The following is a 16221-nucleotide window of genomic DNA, read 5'->3' on the forward strand; positions in this document are numbered from 1 at the left end:
TTTAGTATGGAATCTTTTGTAGCGCTGGATATAGAGACGACAGGATTGCAGCCAGAATGTGACGAGATAATCGAAGTCGCTGCGGTAAAATTTAAAAAGGGGCAGATAGAAAGTAAATTCTCCAGTCTAATATATACTAGCAAAAGCTTATCTCCTTATTTGACAAAATTAACCGGAATTACCCAGGAAATGCTGAGTCATGCGCCTGCTGCGCAGACGGTACTTGAGGAATTAAAAACATTCATTGGCACAGACACTTTGGTGTTACACAACGCACCGTTCGATCTCTCGTTCCTGACCAAGTTAAACCAAGGCGTTTTGGCTAACGAGTATTTGGATACCTTGGATTTGGCAAAGATAGTCCTTCCAACCCTGGGGTCATACCGACTACAGCAACTGGCCGAACATTTTAATTTACCAATACCTACTCACCGTGCTTCAGTGGATGCTGAAGCATGCGGTTATATTTTTCTGGAGATTGTAAAAATTTTTGCGAGCACACCTCTCGCTGTGCTTAACCATTATATAAACCTTTTTAGCAAGCCACCTAGCAGTTTTGGACATTTATTACAAAAGATATATCTGCAAAAGCTAAATTCCAACGGTTTGGGGAATGTAAGTCCTGAATTTAACTTCATCAACAAACCATTACATAAAGGAATTTTTGCCGAAGTAAGAAAAGATTCAAAGCAGCAAACCATAAATTTTAATCTGCAGGAAATTAAAAGTCTTGTTAGTGAAGAAGGTAATTTCGCTTCCAGATACCCCGGCTTTGAATTTAGACAAAGCCAAAGCAAAATGCTTGGTCAGATTTGCGAATCTTTTATTAATGAAAAATTTTTGGTTCTGGAAGCAGCTACCGGAACAGGCAAGTCTTTGGCTTATTTGATCCCTGCTATTTTTTGGGCATTGCATAAAAAAGAAAAGGTTATTATTTCGACACATACTATTAATCTCCAAGAGCAGTTATTGTTTAAAGAACTGCCGATACTCCAAAAAGTACTGGATATTAGCTTCGCTTCAGCAATTATAAAGGGAAGAAATAATTATATTTGTTTGTACAAGTGGCAGGAGAAGCTCCAGAATTCCTTTGAACTGAGCAATCGGGAAAAGTATTTTTTAGCTAGAATTATTTCATGGTTGCAAAACTCTCTGACCGGAGACAAAAATGAACTAAATTTAAGTTCAAACGAGCAAGACCTATGGAGCAAAGTGGCGGCTGACAGTTACAGCTGTTTGGGAAAGATCTGTCCTTGGTTTGACTGCTGCTTTGTCATGGAAGCAAGGAAAAAAGCGGAACAGGCAGATATTGTAATAACCAACCATTCATTACTGTTAACCGATGCTAAAATAGAGAACGGTATTCTGCCCAAACATAGATACTTAATCATAGATGAGGCCCATAATTTGGAGCAAGAGGCTACAAACCACCTTACTACTGAGTTCTCTAGCTATAAAATTCAGCAGCTAATATTCAATCTATTTCATCATCAGGATAAACGTCCGGCAGGTATGCTAGCAGGACTAGGCAAAGAGCTTAAAATTATAAAAGATGATAAGAGGGATTCGGCGGAGACTACACTGGCAGCCGCTATTGATCACTTGCTGGCGCTGGCACATGTTATGGAAGACTTAACCAAAGCATTAAAGGTGTTTAATACCAGCACTCTCCCCAATTCAGAGTACAATGCTAAATGGCTAAAAACGGAAATCTATGATTCGCCTGACTGGCCAGCTGTTAAGACCGCGGCAGAAAACGTAATCATGCATTTAAGAGTATTGGCAGATAATTTGGTGGTGCTGGCAAGATTTTCCGAAGAAGAACTGGAGGATCCTGTTCAGGCCAGAAATCTGTTAGCCTATGCAGCACTTTGCAAGGAATACCAGGATAACTTGAATTTTCTGTTCAATTTAGAATCAAGAGATTTTGTAACATGGTTGGAAACGGATAATGACAACAATAAATTTCATTTTGCTCTGAAATCAACTCCTATCGAAGTGGGCCCCCTGCTTTATGAGCTGGTTTTTAAAGAAAAGCAGTCCGTAATTCTTACTTCCGCCACCTTGACGGTCGAGCAGGACTTTTCTTATTTTATCCAGCAGGTTGGTTTAAATTTGCTGCCAGCGGAGAGAATCATTACAACTATTATCGAATCCAGTTATAATCTAGCTGAACAAGCGTTGTTATGCATAGTTAATAATTTGCCTAATCCTGCGCAAGTAGATGAAGCCAAATTTGCGCAAGAGATTCAGCCTGTTTTATCCAAATTGATTCTGGCCAACAAGGGTAGGACATTGGTGCTGTTTACCTCACACCGGCTTTTAAGACAGGTGTATTATGCGCTGAAAGATGATTTGGAAAGGCATAAAATTCAGCTTTTGGGGCACCAAATTGACGGCAGTCGGACGTATTTGGTGGAAGAATTTAAAAAAGCTGAACAGGCCGTGCTTTTTGGCGCCAATAGTTTTTGGGAAGGTGTGGATGTACCAGGAGATGCTTTAACCTTAATCATTATTGTGAAGCTCCCCTTCCAGGCACCTACTCAGCCTGCATTAGCTGCTAGAATTGAATATTTAAAGAGCAAGTGCCAGGATCCTTTCACAAGTCTAAATTTGCCTCAGGCAATTATTAAGTTTAAACAAGGGTTTGGAAGGCTGATTAGAACCAGTACAGATAAGGGAATAGTTGTCGTTTTGGATAGGCGCATAATTGAAAAAAATTATGGTAGGAAATTCCTTAATTCTCTGCCCTTAAAGACTCATTTCCGGGGAACTGTCTCTGAAATTGTAAAATTTATTATCGATGCAGAACAGATTAGCAAGCATTATTAAGCATTAATTTTCCTCCCGCTGCATATGTTTTATTGATATAAGGGGGAATAGGACATGCTGCAACTATTTTTTTTCTTGATGTTCTGCTTACTGGCTGGCTGTTTTACAATTGAGCATTTAATTACGAGAAGTGATTACCTCCCGGAAAACATGCGTTGGAACCTGCTGCAGTTCCTTATTAATCAAGGCTTAGAAGTGGTATTTCTTCTGGTGGGTTTTGAAGTGCTGAAAGGAGTTTTGCTTGCTGTTACGGGAAAATATTTATTTGCAACTAGCACTGCAGCCCGGTTGGGAATCATAATCGCCATGGCAGGCTATAGATTTTCCAGGAAGTTCTTTCCGCAAAAAATTAAATTGGCGGGAACAGGCTGCCTGCTAGGTATGATACTCGTTTTACACCCGCTTGGACTGAAGCTGAATTTTGCGGTCTGGCTTAGCAGTGTACTCTTTACCAGGAAATTATTATATAGCCGTAATTTTGCCTTGGTAACCTTACCCCTTTGTTTATTGGTCACACAGGCTTCTTCCAATCTTATATTTATCAGTATGTTTGCCGTTATTATGATTCTTTACCCCGAAAACTCCTCCGGTGTGCATAATTTACTGCCTGCTGCGGCATAAAAATTTAATCTGGCTACTGTCACTTTTCCTTTAGGCAAGAAATAAGATATAAAGGGAAACACATCACGGGCCTGAGGGGAAGAGGGGTGAGAAGACGGTGAAAGTTTATTTTATTCCACTGCCAGGCTTCCTGAAAAACTTCTTGCGAAAAATATTGAAACAATAGCCGTAAAAAGAGAGTAGAGCAATTCTACTCTCTTTTTATTGGCATAAAATTATTTAAAAGAAACTCCTACTATCCCACCGATAACGCCTGCAGACATACAATAAAGCATTTTAATTCCCACCGTGGCCATACTTAGTGGTTCAGCGATTAAAACGGCAAGCAAAATTGCGGTTAAAAGGTACAGCACCCCTACCCCAAAGCTGTAAAAAAGGGCCCTGGATTCGGCTAAACGGGCAGATTTGAATCCACCCCAAAATACACTTAGTACAAGTACAATTTGAGAAAAACTCTTTAGATGGTATTCGGAAAGCGAAGAAAATTGAAAGATTAGACTGAAGAGAATCACCAGGATTATAGATAGCACAATGGCATTTAAAAAGCCATTAAACAGTGGAGTTAAAAGTGAATTATGATCTTTGCCAGCTTTTTGCATAGCAATCACCCCCCCACAATTACTTATATGCCTGTATTGATTTGATATAACCGACGGCAAAAAAATTTTCAATTCTAAACTAACAGAGGCCTTTCTTAAGAGGTAAAGAATCAGTTATGTCGAAGATAACTATTGTAAATCTTGGCAGCGTGCAGTCACGAGAGGGTTTTTTATGGCTGTAATTGGCTTTCCTAGAACACTTTTTTATTATACCTATTGGCCATTTTGGAACAGCTTCTTTCAAGGACTAGGTCTAGAGGTAAGAAGGTCCTCTGTAACTACAAAACAAATTCTGGACAACGGCGTTAAGGAAACAGTTACGGACGCTTGTGTGCCGATTAAAATCTACCATGGACATGTAATGGCATTAAGCGATCAAATTGATTACTTGTTTTGCCCAAGAATGGTAAGTGTTGATAAGTTTTCAACCTTTTGTCCCAAATTTCTGGGGTTGCCCGAAATGATTCGTTATACCTTACCAAACTCATTCGACATTATCGAGGTAAATATTGATTTAAAAAAAGGTCCGCTGGAGTTGTGGAAAATATGTTTAAGCTTGGCCAAAGATTTTGGCTGCAGTACCAGCTTAGCTTTGAAGAGTTTTCACACTTCGCTGCTTAAACAAAAAGCATTTTTTAAACTTCTCTATCAGGGTTATCAGCCGGAACAGGCTTTTGCCTTTTTATTCGAACAGGCTCCGCTCAAAAGTCTGCCGGATAAGCATAAACTCAACTTGGCAGTTCTTGGTTATCCTTACCAAGTTTACGATCCGTATATAAGCGTCAACTTGATGGAGCACTTGGAAAAGTTGGGAGTCAAAGCATGGACGATGGAAATGGTTCCTGAAAGAAAACTCCGTACATATCAGCACAATCTGCCCAAACGCCTCTTTTGGCATTACAGCAACAGGGTTATATGGGCACTTTATTATTACCTGGAACAGGAACAGATAGATGGCGTGATCCATGTTACTGCCTTTGGTTGTGGCCCTGATGCAATGGTAGACAAACTGATGGAATTGGAAATTAAACGTTTGGCAAAGCACATGCCTTTTATGAGTTTGACCATAGATGAGCATTCCGGAGAAGCGGGCCTTGTTACCAGGCTGGAAGCTTTTGTGGACATGATTTTATTGGGGAGGAAAGCTTCATGAAAGTGTCTTTTCCACGTATGGGGACATCCTATATAGCTTTTAAACACCTCATAGAACATCTTGGTCATGAATGTGTTGTTCCTCCGGCACCCAGCAGCAAAACGTTAAATCTAGGAGTTAAATATTCTCCGGAATTTGCCTGCATTCCCTTTAAGGTACTGACTGGAACTTACATTGAAGCCCTTGAAATGGGAGCTGATACTCTAATCACATCAGGAGGAGTGGGTCCATGCCGCGCAGGTCTGTACGGCATGTTGCATCAGAAAATATTGAAAAACCTGGGTTACGACTTTGAAATGCTTGTATTTGAACCACCTCTATTGTACCTGGTTGACTTTGTGACTAAGCTGAGAAAAATTTTAAAACCGGCGAAAATTTCGTGGAGGCGTTTTTATAAAGAATTGAAAGCTGCTTGGCAGAAATTAATGGTACTGGATGATGTGGAAATCCTTTCCCACCAAATTAGGCCTTACGAGCTCCATAAAGGAAGTACAACCATTGCTTTTAACAAATGCTTGGCTCTCATTGACCGCGCTGACTCACCGGATGAAATAGCGCGAAGCAAAGAAGAGTGTATAGAGATCCTAAACTCAGTCCCTCAGGATAAAAGTCGAAAACCTTTGCGTGTCGGAATAATCGGGGAAATTTATGTGGTGCTGGAGCCATTCATGAACCTGGAAATAGAAAAAACTCTTGGAGAATTAGGGGTTTCCACCCATCGTTCCATTTATTTAACCCAATGGGCAAGAAACAACACTATTATCAACACTGAAGGCGGCATTAGAAAAGCTGCTTACCCCTATCTAAAGCGAATGATTGGTGGCCATGGTATAAACAGCTTAGGGGAAACGGTGCTGTACGCCAAAAATGGTTTTGACGGAGTAGTCCAAATAGCTCCATTTACCTGTATACCGGAGATAGTTGCCAAAAGCATTTTGCCTCGGGTGAGCAAAGACTTAAACATACCTGTTTTATCTTTAACAATTGATGAGCAGACAGGAAAAGCAGGATTACAAACTAGATTGGAAGCATTTGTTGATTTGCTGCAGCAAAAGAGAATGATGGAGGAGAATGTCTATGCTAGGTTTTCTGGGAATTGATGTGGGATCTGTTAGCACTAATTTCGTGGTAATTGATGCTGAAAGCAATATCTTGGTTCATCTGTACCTACGCACTCAAGGCCAACCAATCAGGGTGCTGCAGGAAGGGATGCAGTTGGTAAAAGATTCGCTGCCAAGTACTTTTACAATTGCCGGCGTTGGCACTACGGGCAGCGGAAGAATTTTAGCCGGTGTCATGATTGGAGCCGATGTAATAAAAAATGAAATTACCGCTCATGCTGTGGCCACATCTTTTCTGGTTCCTGAAGTTCAAACTATCCTGGAGATCGGGGGACAAGACTCTAAGATTATTATTTTACGCAACGGGGTAGTAACCGATTTTGCAATGAATACGGTTTGTGCTGCCGGAACCGGATCATTTTTAGACCAGCAAGCAGCCCGTTTAAATATTCCCATTGAAAACTTCGGGGAAATTGCATTACGCTCAAAAAATCCTGTACGCATTGCAGGCAGATGTACGGTTTTTGCGGAATCGGATATGATTCATAAACAACAGATGGGGCATAATGTGGAAGATATCATAGCCGGCCTTTGCGAAGCTCTAGTAAGAAATTACTTAAATAACATAGGGAAGGGAAAAGAAATCTTAGAGCCTATTGCTTTTCAAGGGGGAGTAGCTGCCAATTTAGGAATAAGGGCGGCTTTTGAAAAGGCTTTAAACAAGAAAATCATCATCCCAAAATATTTTAATGTTATGGGAGCAATTGGGGCAGCTATTTTGGCCAAAGAAGAGGTTAAAAACAGGAAAACAACCTCCTTTCGTGGTTTTGCAGCTGCCGAACAAGAATACCAGGCCAGCAGTTTTGAATGTACAGGGTGCTCCAATGCTTGTGAGATTATTAATATTCAGATGAACCGTTCTATTATAGCCCGGTGGGGCAGTCGCTGCGGCAAATGGGAGCATGTATAACAAAACGCGGTTGGCTGGATTATCACAGATTACCACTTGGTAAATTATCACTTGGTAAATTTGACAATTAGCTCACACTACATTATAATTAAGTTAAATTAAATGAGAATGAATGTCAAGCGAGGTTGTAATAGTGAATCAAAGCTTAGAAGACATCTACAAACGGCTGCATGAGAAAGAATATAAAATAACCCCACAGCGCCAAGTGATTTTGAAAGCATTTTTGGAGCATGTAGAAGAACATTTAAGCGCAGAAGAGGTATATAAGATAGTTAAAGAAAAAAACCCTGAAATTGGGTTGGCCACCGTTTATCGAACCTTGGATTTGCTGGCTGAGCTAGATATCCTACAGAAAATGGATTTCGGTGATGGGAAAAGTCGTTACGAATTTAACGATCAGGAGGTTCATCACCATCACCATCTGATTTGTTTAAAATGCGGACATGTAGAAGAATTTGAAGATGATCTGCTGGAAACTCTGGAAGCTGCTATAAGCAGAAAAACTAACTTTGAAGTTTTAGACCATCAGCTGAAATTTTACGGCTATTGTCAAAAGTGTAGATAAGCGTCGCAACCCCTGTAGTCTCTTCTGCAGGGGTTTTTGATTTAATTGAAAATTAGCATGAATTCTTTTTGCTATCGAAAGCACATCGACTTCTTGGTTTCAATAAGGGCAACTTGGCTTCCGCCGAAGCCTGAAAGCCTGACATAAGCCAAGTTATCTTGATCGTCCAGGAATTATACTCACATAAATATTGTGATAAATTTCCTCAAGCATTACCTATAAATGCCGAAATGCATAAAGGCTTTTGTTCCTGGCAGGGGAATTTACAGCAAGCACGAATAAATGATGTAATGTCTGGCGAAAATGAAATTACGAAAGGAGTCTCTAGTTAATGGCTGAAGAAAACAAAGGAAAATTGGAATTAATTGCGACAAAAACTTTAAAAGCCCACGATGAACTTTATATTTTAGTAGATTTTTTAAATAAAAATCTCAAGGACCATAAGGTTATGTTTGGGCTGACAAAAAACTCTGCGGAAGGTACAATGACAGTTTCGATTTATGAAGTTTGATTAGAGTATAACCTCTAACCGCTTCTCTCACATACTATATAGTAAAAAGTGAGGGGGGAAAACCAAGTGCATCTAACTGACTGCTGTTTACATTGTTACCAGGAAATAGCTAATAGTGATTGGGAGCAAATAGCTATACTGGAAAATATTTGGGTTTTTCGCTGCCCTCATTGTAAGACGATCCATACTTGTCTGCCTGATGGAACTATTCAAATTAAAACAACGTAAGACATCAAGGAGAGTTTATGTTAATTTTGCTCACTAATGATGATGGAATTAGAGCTGAGGGACTTCAGCATCTTCGCTGTTCATTGGAAGCAATTGCCGAGGTAACAGTGGTTGCGCCTGAACGTGAACGGAGCGCAGCAGGGCATGGTATTACTATGCATAAACCATTACGGGTAAATAAAGTCCTGCTTGGGTCAAAAACTTTTGGTTTATCTGTTTCAGGTACTCCTGCCGATTGCGTTAAACTAGCTTTAGATAAGCTCATGCCCAAAAAACCCGATTTGGTTATTTCGGGAATTAATAACGGGCTGAATCTTGGAACCGATGTTTTGTATTCCGGCACCGTATCCGCTGCCTTGGAAGCTGTTATTGCTAATATACCCGCATTGGCTGTATCGGTTGCTGCAGGTGCATCGCATGAGGATTTTGCTTATGCAGCCAGTTTTGTCAAAGATTTAGTTCAAGATATCGGTCCCGCCAATTTTCCCTTTAACACCCTATTAAACGTTAATATTCCAAGGACTTCAGAAGGCCCAGTTACTGGCGTTAAAGTTACTTCTCAGGGGGTTAGAAAATATGAAAACTCTGTCGAGGTTAGAAAAGATCCTCGCGGGAAAGAATATTATTGGCTGTGCGGCGAAGCAGTCAAGTTAGATACTTCTCCGGCCTCGGATTTGGCCGCTTTGGAACAAAGAGCTATTTCTTTAACCCCCCTGCAGGCTGACTTGACAAATTACAACAGCATGGAACTGTTGAAAAAGTGGCAGGTAAAATTTTAAAAGGGAAGCGTTAAAGCTGCTTCCCTTCACTAATCTGCTTTTCCATTTCGCGGATCATAATTTTGACCATGTTGCCGCCAATTTCTCCTCCTACTTTACTACTTTACCACAATTGCGTGAAGTTATCTCCCCCAATAGCCCTGGTCTATCTGGTCATCTATTCCAATTTTTTTGGCCAGAACAGTTTTAAAAACTTCCAGATCTAGCTCCGGTAGAAGCTTTTGTTCCCTGGCTGCAGTTACTTCTGTGAACCCCCTTTTTCGTTTTCCTCTAGTATCAGACCAAACCGGGTGTTTAAAACTAAGATATCTTTAATATTTTTGCTAAAATTAGACTAAAAACATAGCTATTAGCGTAGTAATAATCAATCCCAACAGCACTGGCAGTAAATTCTTTCGGGCCAGGTCAAAAGGATCTACGTTACAAATGGCAGCTACTGGGATTAAGGCCCAGGGTATAATTGTACCCCCACCTACCCAAATACCGGCAATCTGTCCTAAAGCTGTTAAAGTTGCTGTGCTGGCGTGCAATGCAGTTCCAAATAGTTTGGCGATAGAACCGGCCAAGGATATGCCGGAAAAACCGGAGCCGTCTAAACCGGTAATACATCCCACTACGGTGAGAGTGACTGCCCCGATTTGTTTATTCAAAGGTACTGCGTTGGCCAAAGCTAAACCTAAATCGTTAACCAGGCCATGTGAATTGGCAGGTAGTACCTCGCCTAAAATTGCCTTGATTCCGGCATCTCCTAAATAAAAAAATGCTGCAATTGGTATTACCGGTCCAAAAACTCTAAAGCCAAATTGGAATCCCTCTATTAAGTATTCAGTTATTTTTTCCAAAGAACTGTCACCGTGTTCAAAAAAAGAAACTCCAACTAAAATAGCTATGGCAGTGCCGCCCACTAAGGCAGTAGCATCTCCTCCTTGCAAATTCAACACAGACATAGCGGCTACATCTAAGATGAACAACAGCGGTACTACCAAGGCAGTTATCCTGGCTAAAAGACTGTATTCCATTGATTTACCGTTTTGTTTCGTATGTATTTCAGGAGGTGCTAATTTCCCGGTATTTAAATCCTTTTTAAGTATGATAAATGCTGCCACAGTGGTTACGATTCCCATTACAAATACCAAAGGTATGCTGGCGTTAATCACTTCACCTACAGGAATTCCTGCGGCTCCGGCAGTTAAAGAAGGAGCGCCTTGAATTACAAAATCCCCCGATAAAGCGATGCCGTGTCCAAATAAGTTCATGGCCATGGCAGCGCCAAGAGCAGGTAATCCTACTCGTAAAGCAACCGGCAAAAGAACTGCGCCAATCAATGCTACGCCAGGTGACGGCCAAAAGAACCACGAAATTACCATCATTACTATTCCAATCACCCAGTAAGCCAAAGCAGGGCTTTTGATTAAACCTGCTATCGGGACAATCATCAATTCGTTTGCTCCGGTTTCGCTTAAAATTTTAGACATGGCAACAATCAAAGAAATAATCAAGATGGTACCTAAGAGCTCTGTTATGGCGTAAATAAAACCATTAAACACACCGGAAATTGCTCCGCTTAGCGAAGCATTTGACACTAGACCCAGTACAAAAATTCCTGCAATACATGCCATAGAAGTATCGCGGCGAATAATCATCAGTCCCAGGATAAGAACAATAAACAACAGATACACCCAGTGCAAAGCAGTTAATTCTACGCTCATGTTTTACCTCCTTTACAATTTGTAGGGTTAGAAATGTTCACCTCCTTCTGTTTCTTTAAACATGGTAGTGGTCAACGCCATGGTTTATGCCTTTTTATAAAGTTAAAATCAGCATTATTTAACCCACCTGTGCAGTATAACCCCAAAATGTAAACAAATAACCCCATGCCAATTATATTCATTAAAGCACCCAATCCCGGCGGATAAAACATTCTATGAACAATAATGTAGTTTAAGAAAATATTCATCAGCAGACCTGCAGCTGCAGGTGATATGAAATTTTTACCCCAATCTATTTTAAAACCTGTTAAAACTTGTAACGAGTAAAAATTCAAAGCGGCAGTCACTGCTGCTCCGGCTATCACAGCCGCAGATGTTCCTTTGATACCTATGCCTGGTATGGCTGTAAGCCAGTAAATGCCTGTTAAGGTGATTAAAGTTCCCACTAAGACATTTCTAAAAATTAAATTAACTTTTCCTAAACCTTGTAAAATTCCACCAGTAGTTTGTTGGAGGTAAAAAAACGGGCAGCCCAAAGCTAATGCCTTTAAGACCGGACTCGCTTCCGGTGCGTTATATAATAAAATCATTATTTCCTGCGCAAGTTGGGTAAAGATGACTAAACAGGGTACTGCAGTAAGAACAGTTATCCTCACTGCTTGATTTATTCTTTTTTTTATTAAAGCGAAATTGATACAAGCCAGCGCTTCGGAAATTGCCGGCACCAGGGAAATCGCCAAAGAAACAGTGATGATGGAAGGCAAATTAATCAGGGAAAAAGCCATTCCGGAAAAATGTCCGTAAATTTTAGTAGCTTCGTTGATTGTAAAGCCTGAAAAAATCAACCTCTTAGGTATTAAAACAGCCTGCAAAGTTAATGAGGCTGCTAAAACCACCCGGGTCAATGTTACGGGAATAGCTAAGCCGTAAATATTGGCAAGTGTTTGTATAATACTTTGGGTTGGTCCACTGGCAATTTGCCTGATTTCTCTGTTTTGCCAGAAGAAACAAAGCAAGATAAGTAAACCGGCAAGTTCACCGCATACCATGGCCAAAGCTAGCCCGGCGGAAGCAAATTCTATACCATAACTCAATAAAAATGATGCGGCACTAATACCGATCGTAAATCTTACAAGCTGCTCCACTATTTGACTTACCGCTGAGGGCAACATATTTTGCAGGCCTTGAAAATACCCACGAAAAGCTGAGCCAACTGCAACGATAAAAACGGCAGGGATTGCGGTTATAAAAGGCCAGTAAACCCTGACATCAGTAAAAATACGCCCAGTCATATAAGGTGCAATCCAAATCATCAGTACAGTACTAACCAATCCCGATCCTAGTAAAAATTGTAGAGCAACAAAAAAAATTTTTTTTACTTGACCGATGTTTTTTCGAGCATACTCTTCCGAGATTAATTTGGACACGGCAACCGGAATCCCGGCAGTTGTTAACACCAGGATTAATGAATAAACGGGAAAAACCATCTCATATAAACCAATGCCTTCGGCACCAATTAAGCGCACGATGTATACCCTGTAAATAAAGGCAAGCACCCGTGTGGTAAAACTTGCTATCATCAGTAGAAGCGCACCTTGTACAAACTTTTGCAAAATCTTTCCCCCCACTAAGCTCTTACTACATAACTATGCTGGTAAAAAAATCATTAGTAAAAAAAGTTATAACAACAGAAGGAAGATTGTATAAATTAAAGTAAACATGGCAAAATATGGATTAAGTTAGCTATTTTGTCAGATTTGCTAAAAAAAATTACCAGAGAAAAAAGGATTTTAAGGTTCTCGAAGAAAATATATAACATGCTTGGTACTAAACGGTGGTTTGCCGCAAACCGCCGGTTTTAGAAATGTAAGTAACAAAGGAGGAGGCAGATGAAAGTCTACGAATCAGGTAAGATTAGAAATGTAGGTATTGTGGCCCACGGTGGTGCCGGTAAGACTTCACTTACTGAAGCCTTGTTATTTAACGTGGGAACTATTACCCGTCTGGGTAAGGTTGATGAGGGCAATACAACAACAGATTACCTCCCGGAAGAAATCAAACGCAAAATCACTATTAACATGGCTATGGCTCCAATTGAATGGCGTGACACTAAGATCAACTTGTTGGATACGCCAGGATACGCGGACTTTATTGGCGATGTAAAAGGAGCATTACGAGTTGTTGATGGTTTGATTTTCACGGTTTGTGCTGTATCCGGAGTAGAAGTTCAGACCGAAATAATCTGGGAATATGCGGATCAAGCAAACCTGCCTCGATTAGTCTTTGTAAACAAAATGGATCGCGAAAACGCCAACTTCTACAATGTGCTTGATCAGCTGCAACAAACTTTTACTGGAAAGCATATTGTTCCAATTCAACTGCCAATTGGCGCCGAGGATAGTTTTCAAGGGGTTATTGATCTGTTGGAGATGAAAGCATTTAGATTCGAAGGTCCAAACAGTAAGTGCCAAGAAATTAGTTTACCGTCGGAATCCGAGGATGAAGCAGCCACATACCGTTTAAGCTTAATGGAAGCTGCTGCCGAAGGTGATGACGAACTGTTAATGAAATATTTGGACGGGGAAGAATTAAATGCAGAAGAAATAAAGTTTGGATTAAAAGCAGGGATAACCGCAGGAAAAGTAGTACCCGTATTATGTGGCTCCGCTTTAAAAAATATAGCAACTACCCCTCTCTTGGACGTGATTGTTGATTACCTGCCTTCGCCTTTGGAACGGGTAGGTGAAACAAAAGAACTAAGCAAAGAACCTTTGGCCGCTTTAGTATTTAAAACTATAGCCGACCCATATGTAGGAAAAATTAGTTTCTTCAGGGTTTTTGAAGGCACATTGAAAGCTGATAGCGTTGTATACAATGCTAACAAGGAGAACGAAGAAAAAATCGGGCAGCTTTTCATCATGACCGGAAAAAACCAACAACCTGTCACAGAGGTTAGGGCAGGCGATATTGCGGCAATTACCAAACTTCAATTTACCACCACTGGCGATACTCTCACACTAAAAACTAATGCAAAAATTTTAGAAGGGATTGAATTCCCGGTTCCGACTTTATCTGTTGCTATCCAACCAAAAAGCAAGGGTGATGAGGATAAACTCGGAAGCGCCTTAAGCAGGCTCTTAGAAGAAGATACAACTCTAAAACTGGAAAAGAATCTGGAAACGAAAGAAACTTTGCTCACGGGCATGGGAGAAATGCATTTAGATATCATTATCGAGCGTCTACAGCGCAAATTCGGCGTTGAAGTCGTAATGTCGAACCCAAAAGTACCTTACCGAGAAACAATCAAGGCTGCTGTTACTAGAATAGAAGGAAAGCATAAAAAACAATCCGGCGGACACGGACAATACGGGCATGTATTTATCGATTTGGCTCCTCTGGATTCCGGCGAATTTGAATTCCAGGAAACTATTTTTGGCGGAGCTGTACCGAAACAATATATACCTGCAGTTGAAAAGGGTATTAAAGAGGCTATGCCTGAAGGTATCCTGGCCGGTTATCCGGTTACCAATGTGAAGGTTACCTTAACCGACGGATCTTACCACCCGGTTGATTCCTCGGAAATGGCCTTCAAAATTGCAGCTGCGCTGGCATTTCGTAAAGCCCTGGAAAAGGCAAAACCAGTTTTGCTGGAACCTTATATGAACGTTGAAGTAACCGTTCCCGAGCAGTTTATGGGCGATATTATAGGAGATTTCAACAGCAAGCGGGGAAGGATACTCGGTATGGAACCTAAGGGTAAAAACCAGATCATTAGAGCAATGGTTCCTTTAGCTGAAATGTATAAATACGCTATTGATTTAAAATCAATAACTCAAGGCCGTGGTAGTTTTACCATGACTTTTGCCCAATATGAAGAAGTTCCGCAAAATATTGCCGAAAAAATAATTGAAGCGGCGAAAGTAGCTAAAAGCAGTTAAAAAATTTTATAGGCGTATTCGCCCAGAAATTTACACATCCGGCATAGTTAAAGAAAAGAGGTCGTTAAGGCGACCTCTTTAGTTTGTAGATAAAGCTCGCACGCCGTTACCGAGAGCTTTGCTGCCAGCCTTGAGCGAACAATTCCCGCTCCATAATACCTGCGAGCTAGTAATAGTTTGTTGATAGTAAGGTGACCAATTTTTAATGAATAAAAAAATCGAGCGCACTTGGCGCCCGATTTTTTCATTGGCAGGGGAGACAGGAATCGAACCCGCAACCAACGGATTTGGAGTTCTTCTTCATGTATCCTGTTATGTTTTAGTTATATTTACTAAGTTTCAAAGGCAGGTTTTTTTTGCAGTTTGTTATGTATTTGCTAACTAAATTTTAGTTGTGTACGGGTAATTTCTTTTAGATTTTAGTTGGTTTGTTTGCGGATATGTTTGTAATCCATTTTTAAGGGCCTTGAAGAAGGCTCTTTCTTTTTGCTGCATGGATCACCAAATTGCAAGCTCAAACCCCGGATGTAACAGGTTTATTTATTTTGGAGGTGGTCATAGATGGATAAAGAACTTTATTTAATTTTAAAGCCCTATGATAACTGGTGGAATGATGAAGGAGAAGAAAAAAACTTGCAGGCGAAAAAAGCTTTAAACGATTTTTACAAAGAATTAAAAAAATACAGGGTTGATAGAAATTATACCAAAAGAGACATATTGCATTTCTCTTATTTTCAATATCTGGTTAATATTAAAAGAGCTTTCATGCAGCAACAGTTTATGAGGGCTTGTAATGAAATAGTTTCCCTAATGCATTATGGGCCTTTTTTTCAGGGGAGAATTTACTATAATGTACTTAGGGTGTTGGAAGATTTGATAACATTAAAAATATTTTTGCTAATAAATTTAAATTCGATGAACTCAATCACATGGCATATTATTTTTCTTATGTAGATATATGTTACGTTTGTAACGGAAACCATTCTGTTGCTTCCGGCATCGTGTACAAAAAGGGACATATTGAGGCTAAAGTATACGATATAACCAGGCTTTTTGAGCATGTATATACGGATGGTTTATATTGGTATAATAGTCACAACAACGACATTTTAGATGATTTATTTGATTTTCGTGTAGGGGTTATATATGAAGTTTCAAAGTTAAAATACGGAGTAAAGGCGGATTTAAAGGGCTGAAAGGCTCTTTTTTTATTTGTTATAGCTTCGGGCCGGATGCCGTACCGGCTTATATTAAT

The 16221-nt window shown here is 40.2% G+C and carries 14 protein-coding genes and 1 pseudogene; 11 read left to right on the forward strand and 4 right to left on the reverse strand.

Annotated features, from left to right (window positions below; all coding sequences use genetic code 11):
- The first annotated feature begins 6 nt into the window (after positions 1–6).
- Together EYS13_RS04345 and EYS13_RS04350 are read left to right on the forward strand one after the other, a co-directional pair.
- Positions 7–2832: a helicase C-terminal domain-containing protein gene (locus EYS13_RS04345; RefSeq protein WP_227766273.1), complete on the forward strand. Its 2826-nt coding sequence runs from the start codon at positions 7–9 to the stop codon at positions 2830–2832.
- A gap of 54 nt (positions 2833–2886) precedes the next feature.
- Positions 2887–3453 carry a glycerol-3-phosphate acyltransferase gene (locus tag EYS13_RS04350; RefSeq protein ID WP_227766277.1) on the forward strand — a complete coding sequence of 189 codons (567 nt, stop codon included), beginning with the start codon at positions 2887–2889 and terminating at the stop codon, positions 3451–3453.
- Positions 3454–3668: 215 nt separating this feature from the next.
- On the opposite strand, the gene EYS13_RS04355 is transcribed toward EYS13_RS04350, so the two are convergent.
- Positions 3669–4052, reverse strand: a complete 384-nt coding sequence (locus EYS13_RS04355) for a TIGR04086 family membrane protein (RefSeq protein WP_227766279.1) — start codon at positions 4050–4052, stop codon at positions 3669–3671.
- Positions 4053–4224: 172 nt separating this feature from the next.
- On the opposite strand from EYS13_RS04355, the gene EYS13_RS04360 reads away from it, so the two are divergent.
- From EYS13_RS04360 to surE, 6 genes are all read left to right on the forward strand, one after another.
- Positions 4225–5205: an acyl-CoA dehydratase activase-related protein gene (locus EYS13_RS04360; RefSeq protein WP_227766282.1), complete on the forward strand. Its 981-nt coding sequence runs from the start codon at positions 4225–4227 to the stop codon at positions 5203–5205.
- On the forward strand, positions 5202–6305 hold the full coding sequence (locus tag EYS13_RS04365) for a 2-hydroxyacyl-CoA dehydratase (RefSeq protein ID WP_227766284.1): 1104 nt from the start codon (positions 5202–5204) through the stop codon (positions 6303–6305). The genes EYS13_RS04360 and EYS13_RS04365 overlap by 4 nt, the downstream gene beginning before the upstream one ends.
- A complete protein-coding gene (locus EYS13_RS04370; RefSeq protein WP_227766286.1) occupies positions 6283–7236 on the forward strand; it encodes an acyl-CoA dehydratase activase in 954 nt (317 codons plus the stop codon). Before EYS13_RS04365 ends, EYS13_RS04370 begins: the two co-directional genes overlap by 23 nt.
- Positions 7237–7348: 112 nt before the next feature.
- Positions 7349–7801, forward strand: a complete 453-nt coding sequence (locus EYS13_RS04375) for a Fur family transcriptional regulator (protein ID WP_227766288.1) — start codon at positions 7349–7351, stop codon at positions 7799–7801.
- A gap of 331 nt (positions 7802–8132) precedes the next feature.
- Positions 8133–8312, forward strand: coding sequence for a YpmA family protein (locus EYS13_RS04380; RefSeq protein ID WP_227766290.1), 180 nt, complete (start codon positions 8133–8135; stop codon positions 8310–8312).
- A gap of 245 nt (positions 8313–8557) precedes the next feature.
- Positions 8558–9319, forward strand: coding sequence for a 5'/3'-nucleotidase SurE (gene surE, locus EYS13_RS04385; protein WP_227766292.1), 762 nt, complete (start codon positions 8558–8560; stop codon positions 9317–9319).
- 10 nt (positions 9320–9329) lie between these two features.
- Here surE and EYS13_RS16465 read toward each other — a convergent pair.
- From EYS13_RS16465 to spoVB, 3 genes and pseudogenes are all read right to left on the reverse strand, one after another.
- Positions 9330–9413 (reverse strand): annotated as a pseudogene (locus EYS13_RS16465) (spore protein alpha/beta); the annotation flags it as partial.
- A 235-nt stretch (positions 9414–9648) separates the two neighbouring features.
- On the reverse strand, positions 9649–11028 hold the full coding sequence (locus EYS13_RS04395) for a hypothetical protein (RefSeq protein WP_227766294.1): 1380 nt from the start codon (positions 11026–11028) through the stop codon (positions 9649–9651).
- A gap of 71 nt (positions 11029–11099) precedes the next feature.
- The gene (gene spoVB, locus EYS13_RS04400) at positions 11100–12641 is read right to left on the reverse strand and encodes a stage V sporulation protein B (protein WP_227766297.1); all 1542 of its coding nucleotides are present in this window, start codon (positions 12639–12641) and stop codon (positions 11100–11102) included.
- Positions 12642–12917: 276 nt separating this feature from the next.
- Between spoVB and fusA the strand changes: the two genes are divergently transcribed.
- The 3 genes from fusA to EYS13_RS16470 all read left to right on the forward strand — a co-directional run bounded on the left by fusA (position 12918) and on the right by EYS13_RS16470 (position 16162).
- The gene (gene fusA / locus EYS13_RS04405; RefSeq protein ID WP_227766300.1) at positions 12918–14966 is read left to right on the forward strand and encodes an elongation factor G; all 2049 of its coding nucleotides are present in this window, start codon (positions 12918–12920) and stop codon (positions 14964–14966) included.
- Between the two features lie 561 nt (positions 14967–15527).
- Positions 15528–15920 (forward strand): hypothetical protein, encoded by a 393-nt coding sequence (locus tag EYS13_RS04410; RefSeq protein ID WP_227766302.1) that lies wholly within the window; start codon positions 15528–15530, stop codon positions 15918–15920.
- Positions 15896–16162 (forward strand): DUF6710 family protein, encoded by a 267-nt coding sequence (locus EYS13_RS16470; RefSeq protein WP_423055302.1) that lies wholly within the window; start codon positions 15896–15898, stop codon positions 16160–16162. The genes EYS13_RS04410 and EYS13_RS16470 overlap by 25 nt, the downstream gene beginning before the upstream one ends.
- Positions 16163–16221: the final 59 nt, after the last annotated feature.

Source organism: Zhaonella formicivorans (assembly GCF_004353525.1).
Taxonomy (GTDB): Bacteria; Bacillota; DUOV01; order DUOV01; family Zhaonellaceae; genus Zhaonella; species Zhaonella formicivorans.

Bases quoted from the DNA above. Each gene is read 5' to 3' on its own strand.
- EYS13_RS04350 (WP_227766277.1), top strand. From the start codon at position 2,887: ATGCTGCAACTATTTTTTTTCTTGATGTTCTGCTTACTGGCTGGCTGT.
- surE (WP_227766292.1), top strand. From the start codon at position 8,558: ATGTTAATTTTGCTCACTAATGATGATGGAATTAGAGCTGAGGGACTT.
- EYS13_RS04365 (WP_227766284.1), top strand. From the start codon at position 5,202: ATGAAAGTGTCTTTTCCACGTATGGGGACATCCTATATAGCTTTTAAA.
- EYS13_RS04370 (WP_227766286.1), top strand. From the start codon at position 6,283: ATGCTAGGTTTTCTGGGAATTGATGTGGGATCTGTTAGCACTAATTTC.
- EYS13_RS04345 (WP_227766273.1), top strand. From the start codon at position 7: ATGGAATCTTTTGTAGCGCTGGATATAGAGACGACAGGATTGCAGCCA.
- EYS13_RS04380 (WP_227766290.1), top strand. From the start codon at position 8,133: ATGGCTGAAGAAAACAAAGGAAAATTGGAATTAATTGCGACAAAAACT.
- EYS13_RS04360 (WP_227766282.1), top strand. From the start codon at position 4,225: ATGGCTGTAATTGGCTTTCCTAGAACACTTTTTTATTATACCTATTGG.
- EYS13_RS04375 (WP_227766288.1), top strand. From the start codon at position 7,349: ATGTCAAGCGAGGTTGTAATAGTGAATCAAAGCTTAGAAGACATCTAC.
- EYS13_RS16470 (WP_423055302.1), top strand. From the start codon at position 15,896: ATGGCATATTATTTTTCTTATGTAGATATATGTTACGTTTGTAACGGA.
- EYS13_RS04395 (WP_227766294.1), bottom strand. From the start codon at position 11,028: ATGAGCGTAGAATTAACTGCTTTGCACTGGGTGTATCTGTTGTTTATT.
- EYS13_RS04355 (WP_227766279.1), bottom strand. From the start codon at position 4,052: ATGCAAAAAGCTGGCAAAGATCATAATTCACTTTTAACTCCACTGTTT.
- EYS13_RS04410 (WP_227766302.1), top strand. From the start codon at position 15,528: ATGGATAAAGAACTTTATTTAATTTTAAAGCCCTATGATAACTGGTGG.
- fusA (WP_227766300.1), top strand. From the start codon at position 12,918: ATGAAAGTCTACGAATCAGGTAAGATTAGAAATGTAGGTATTGTGGCC.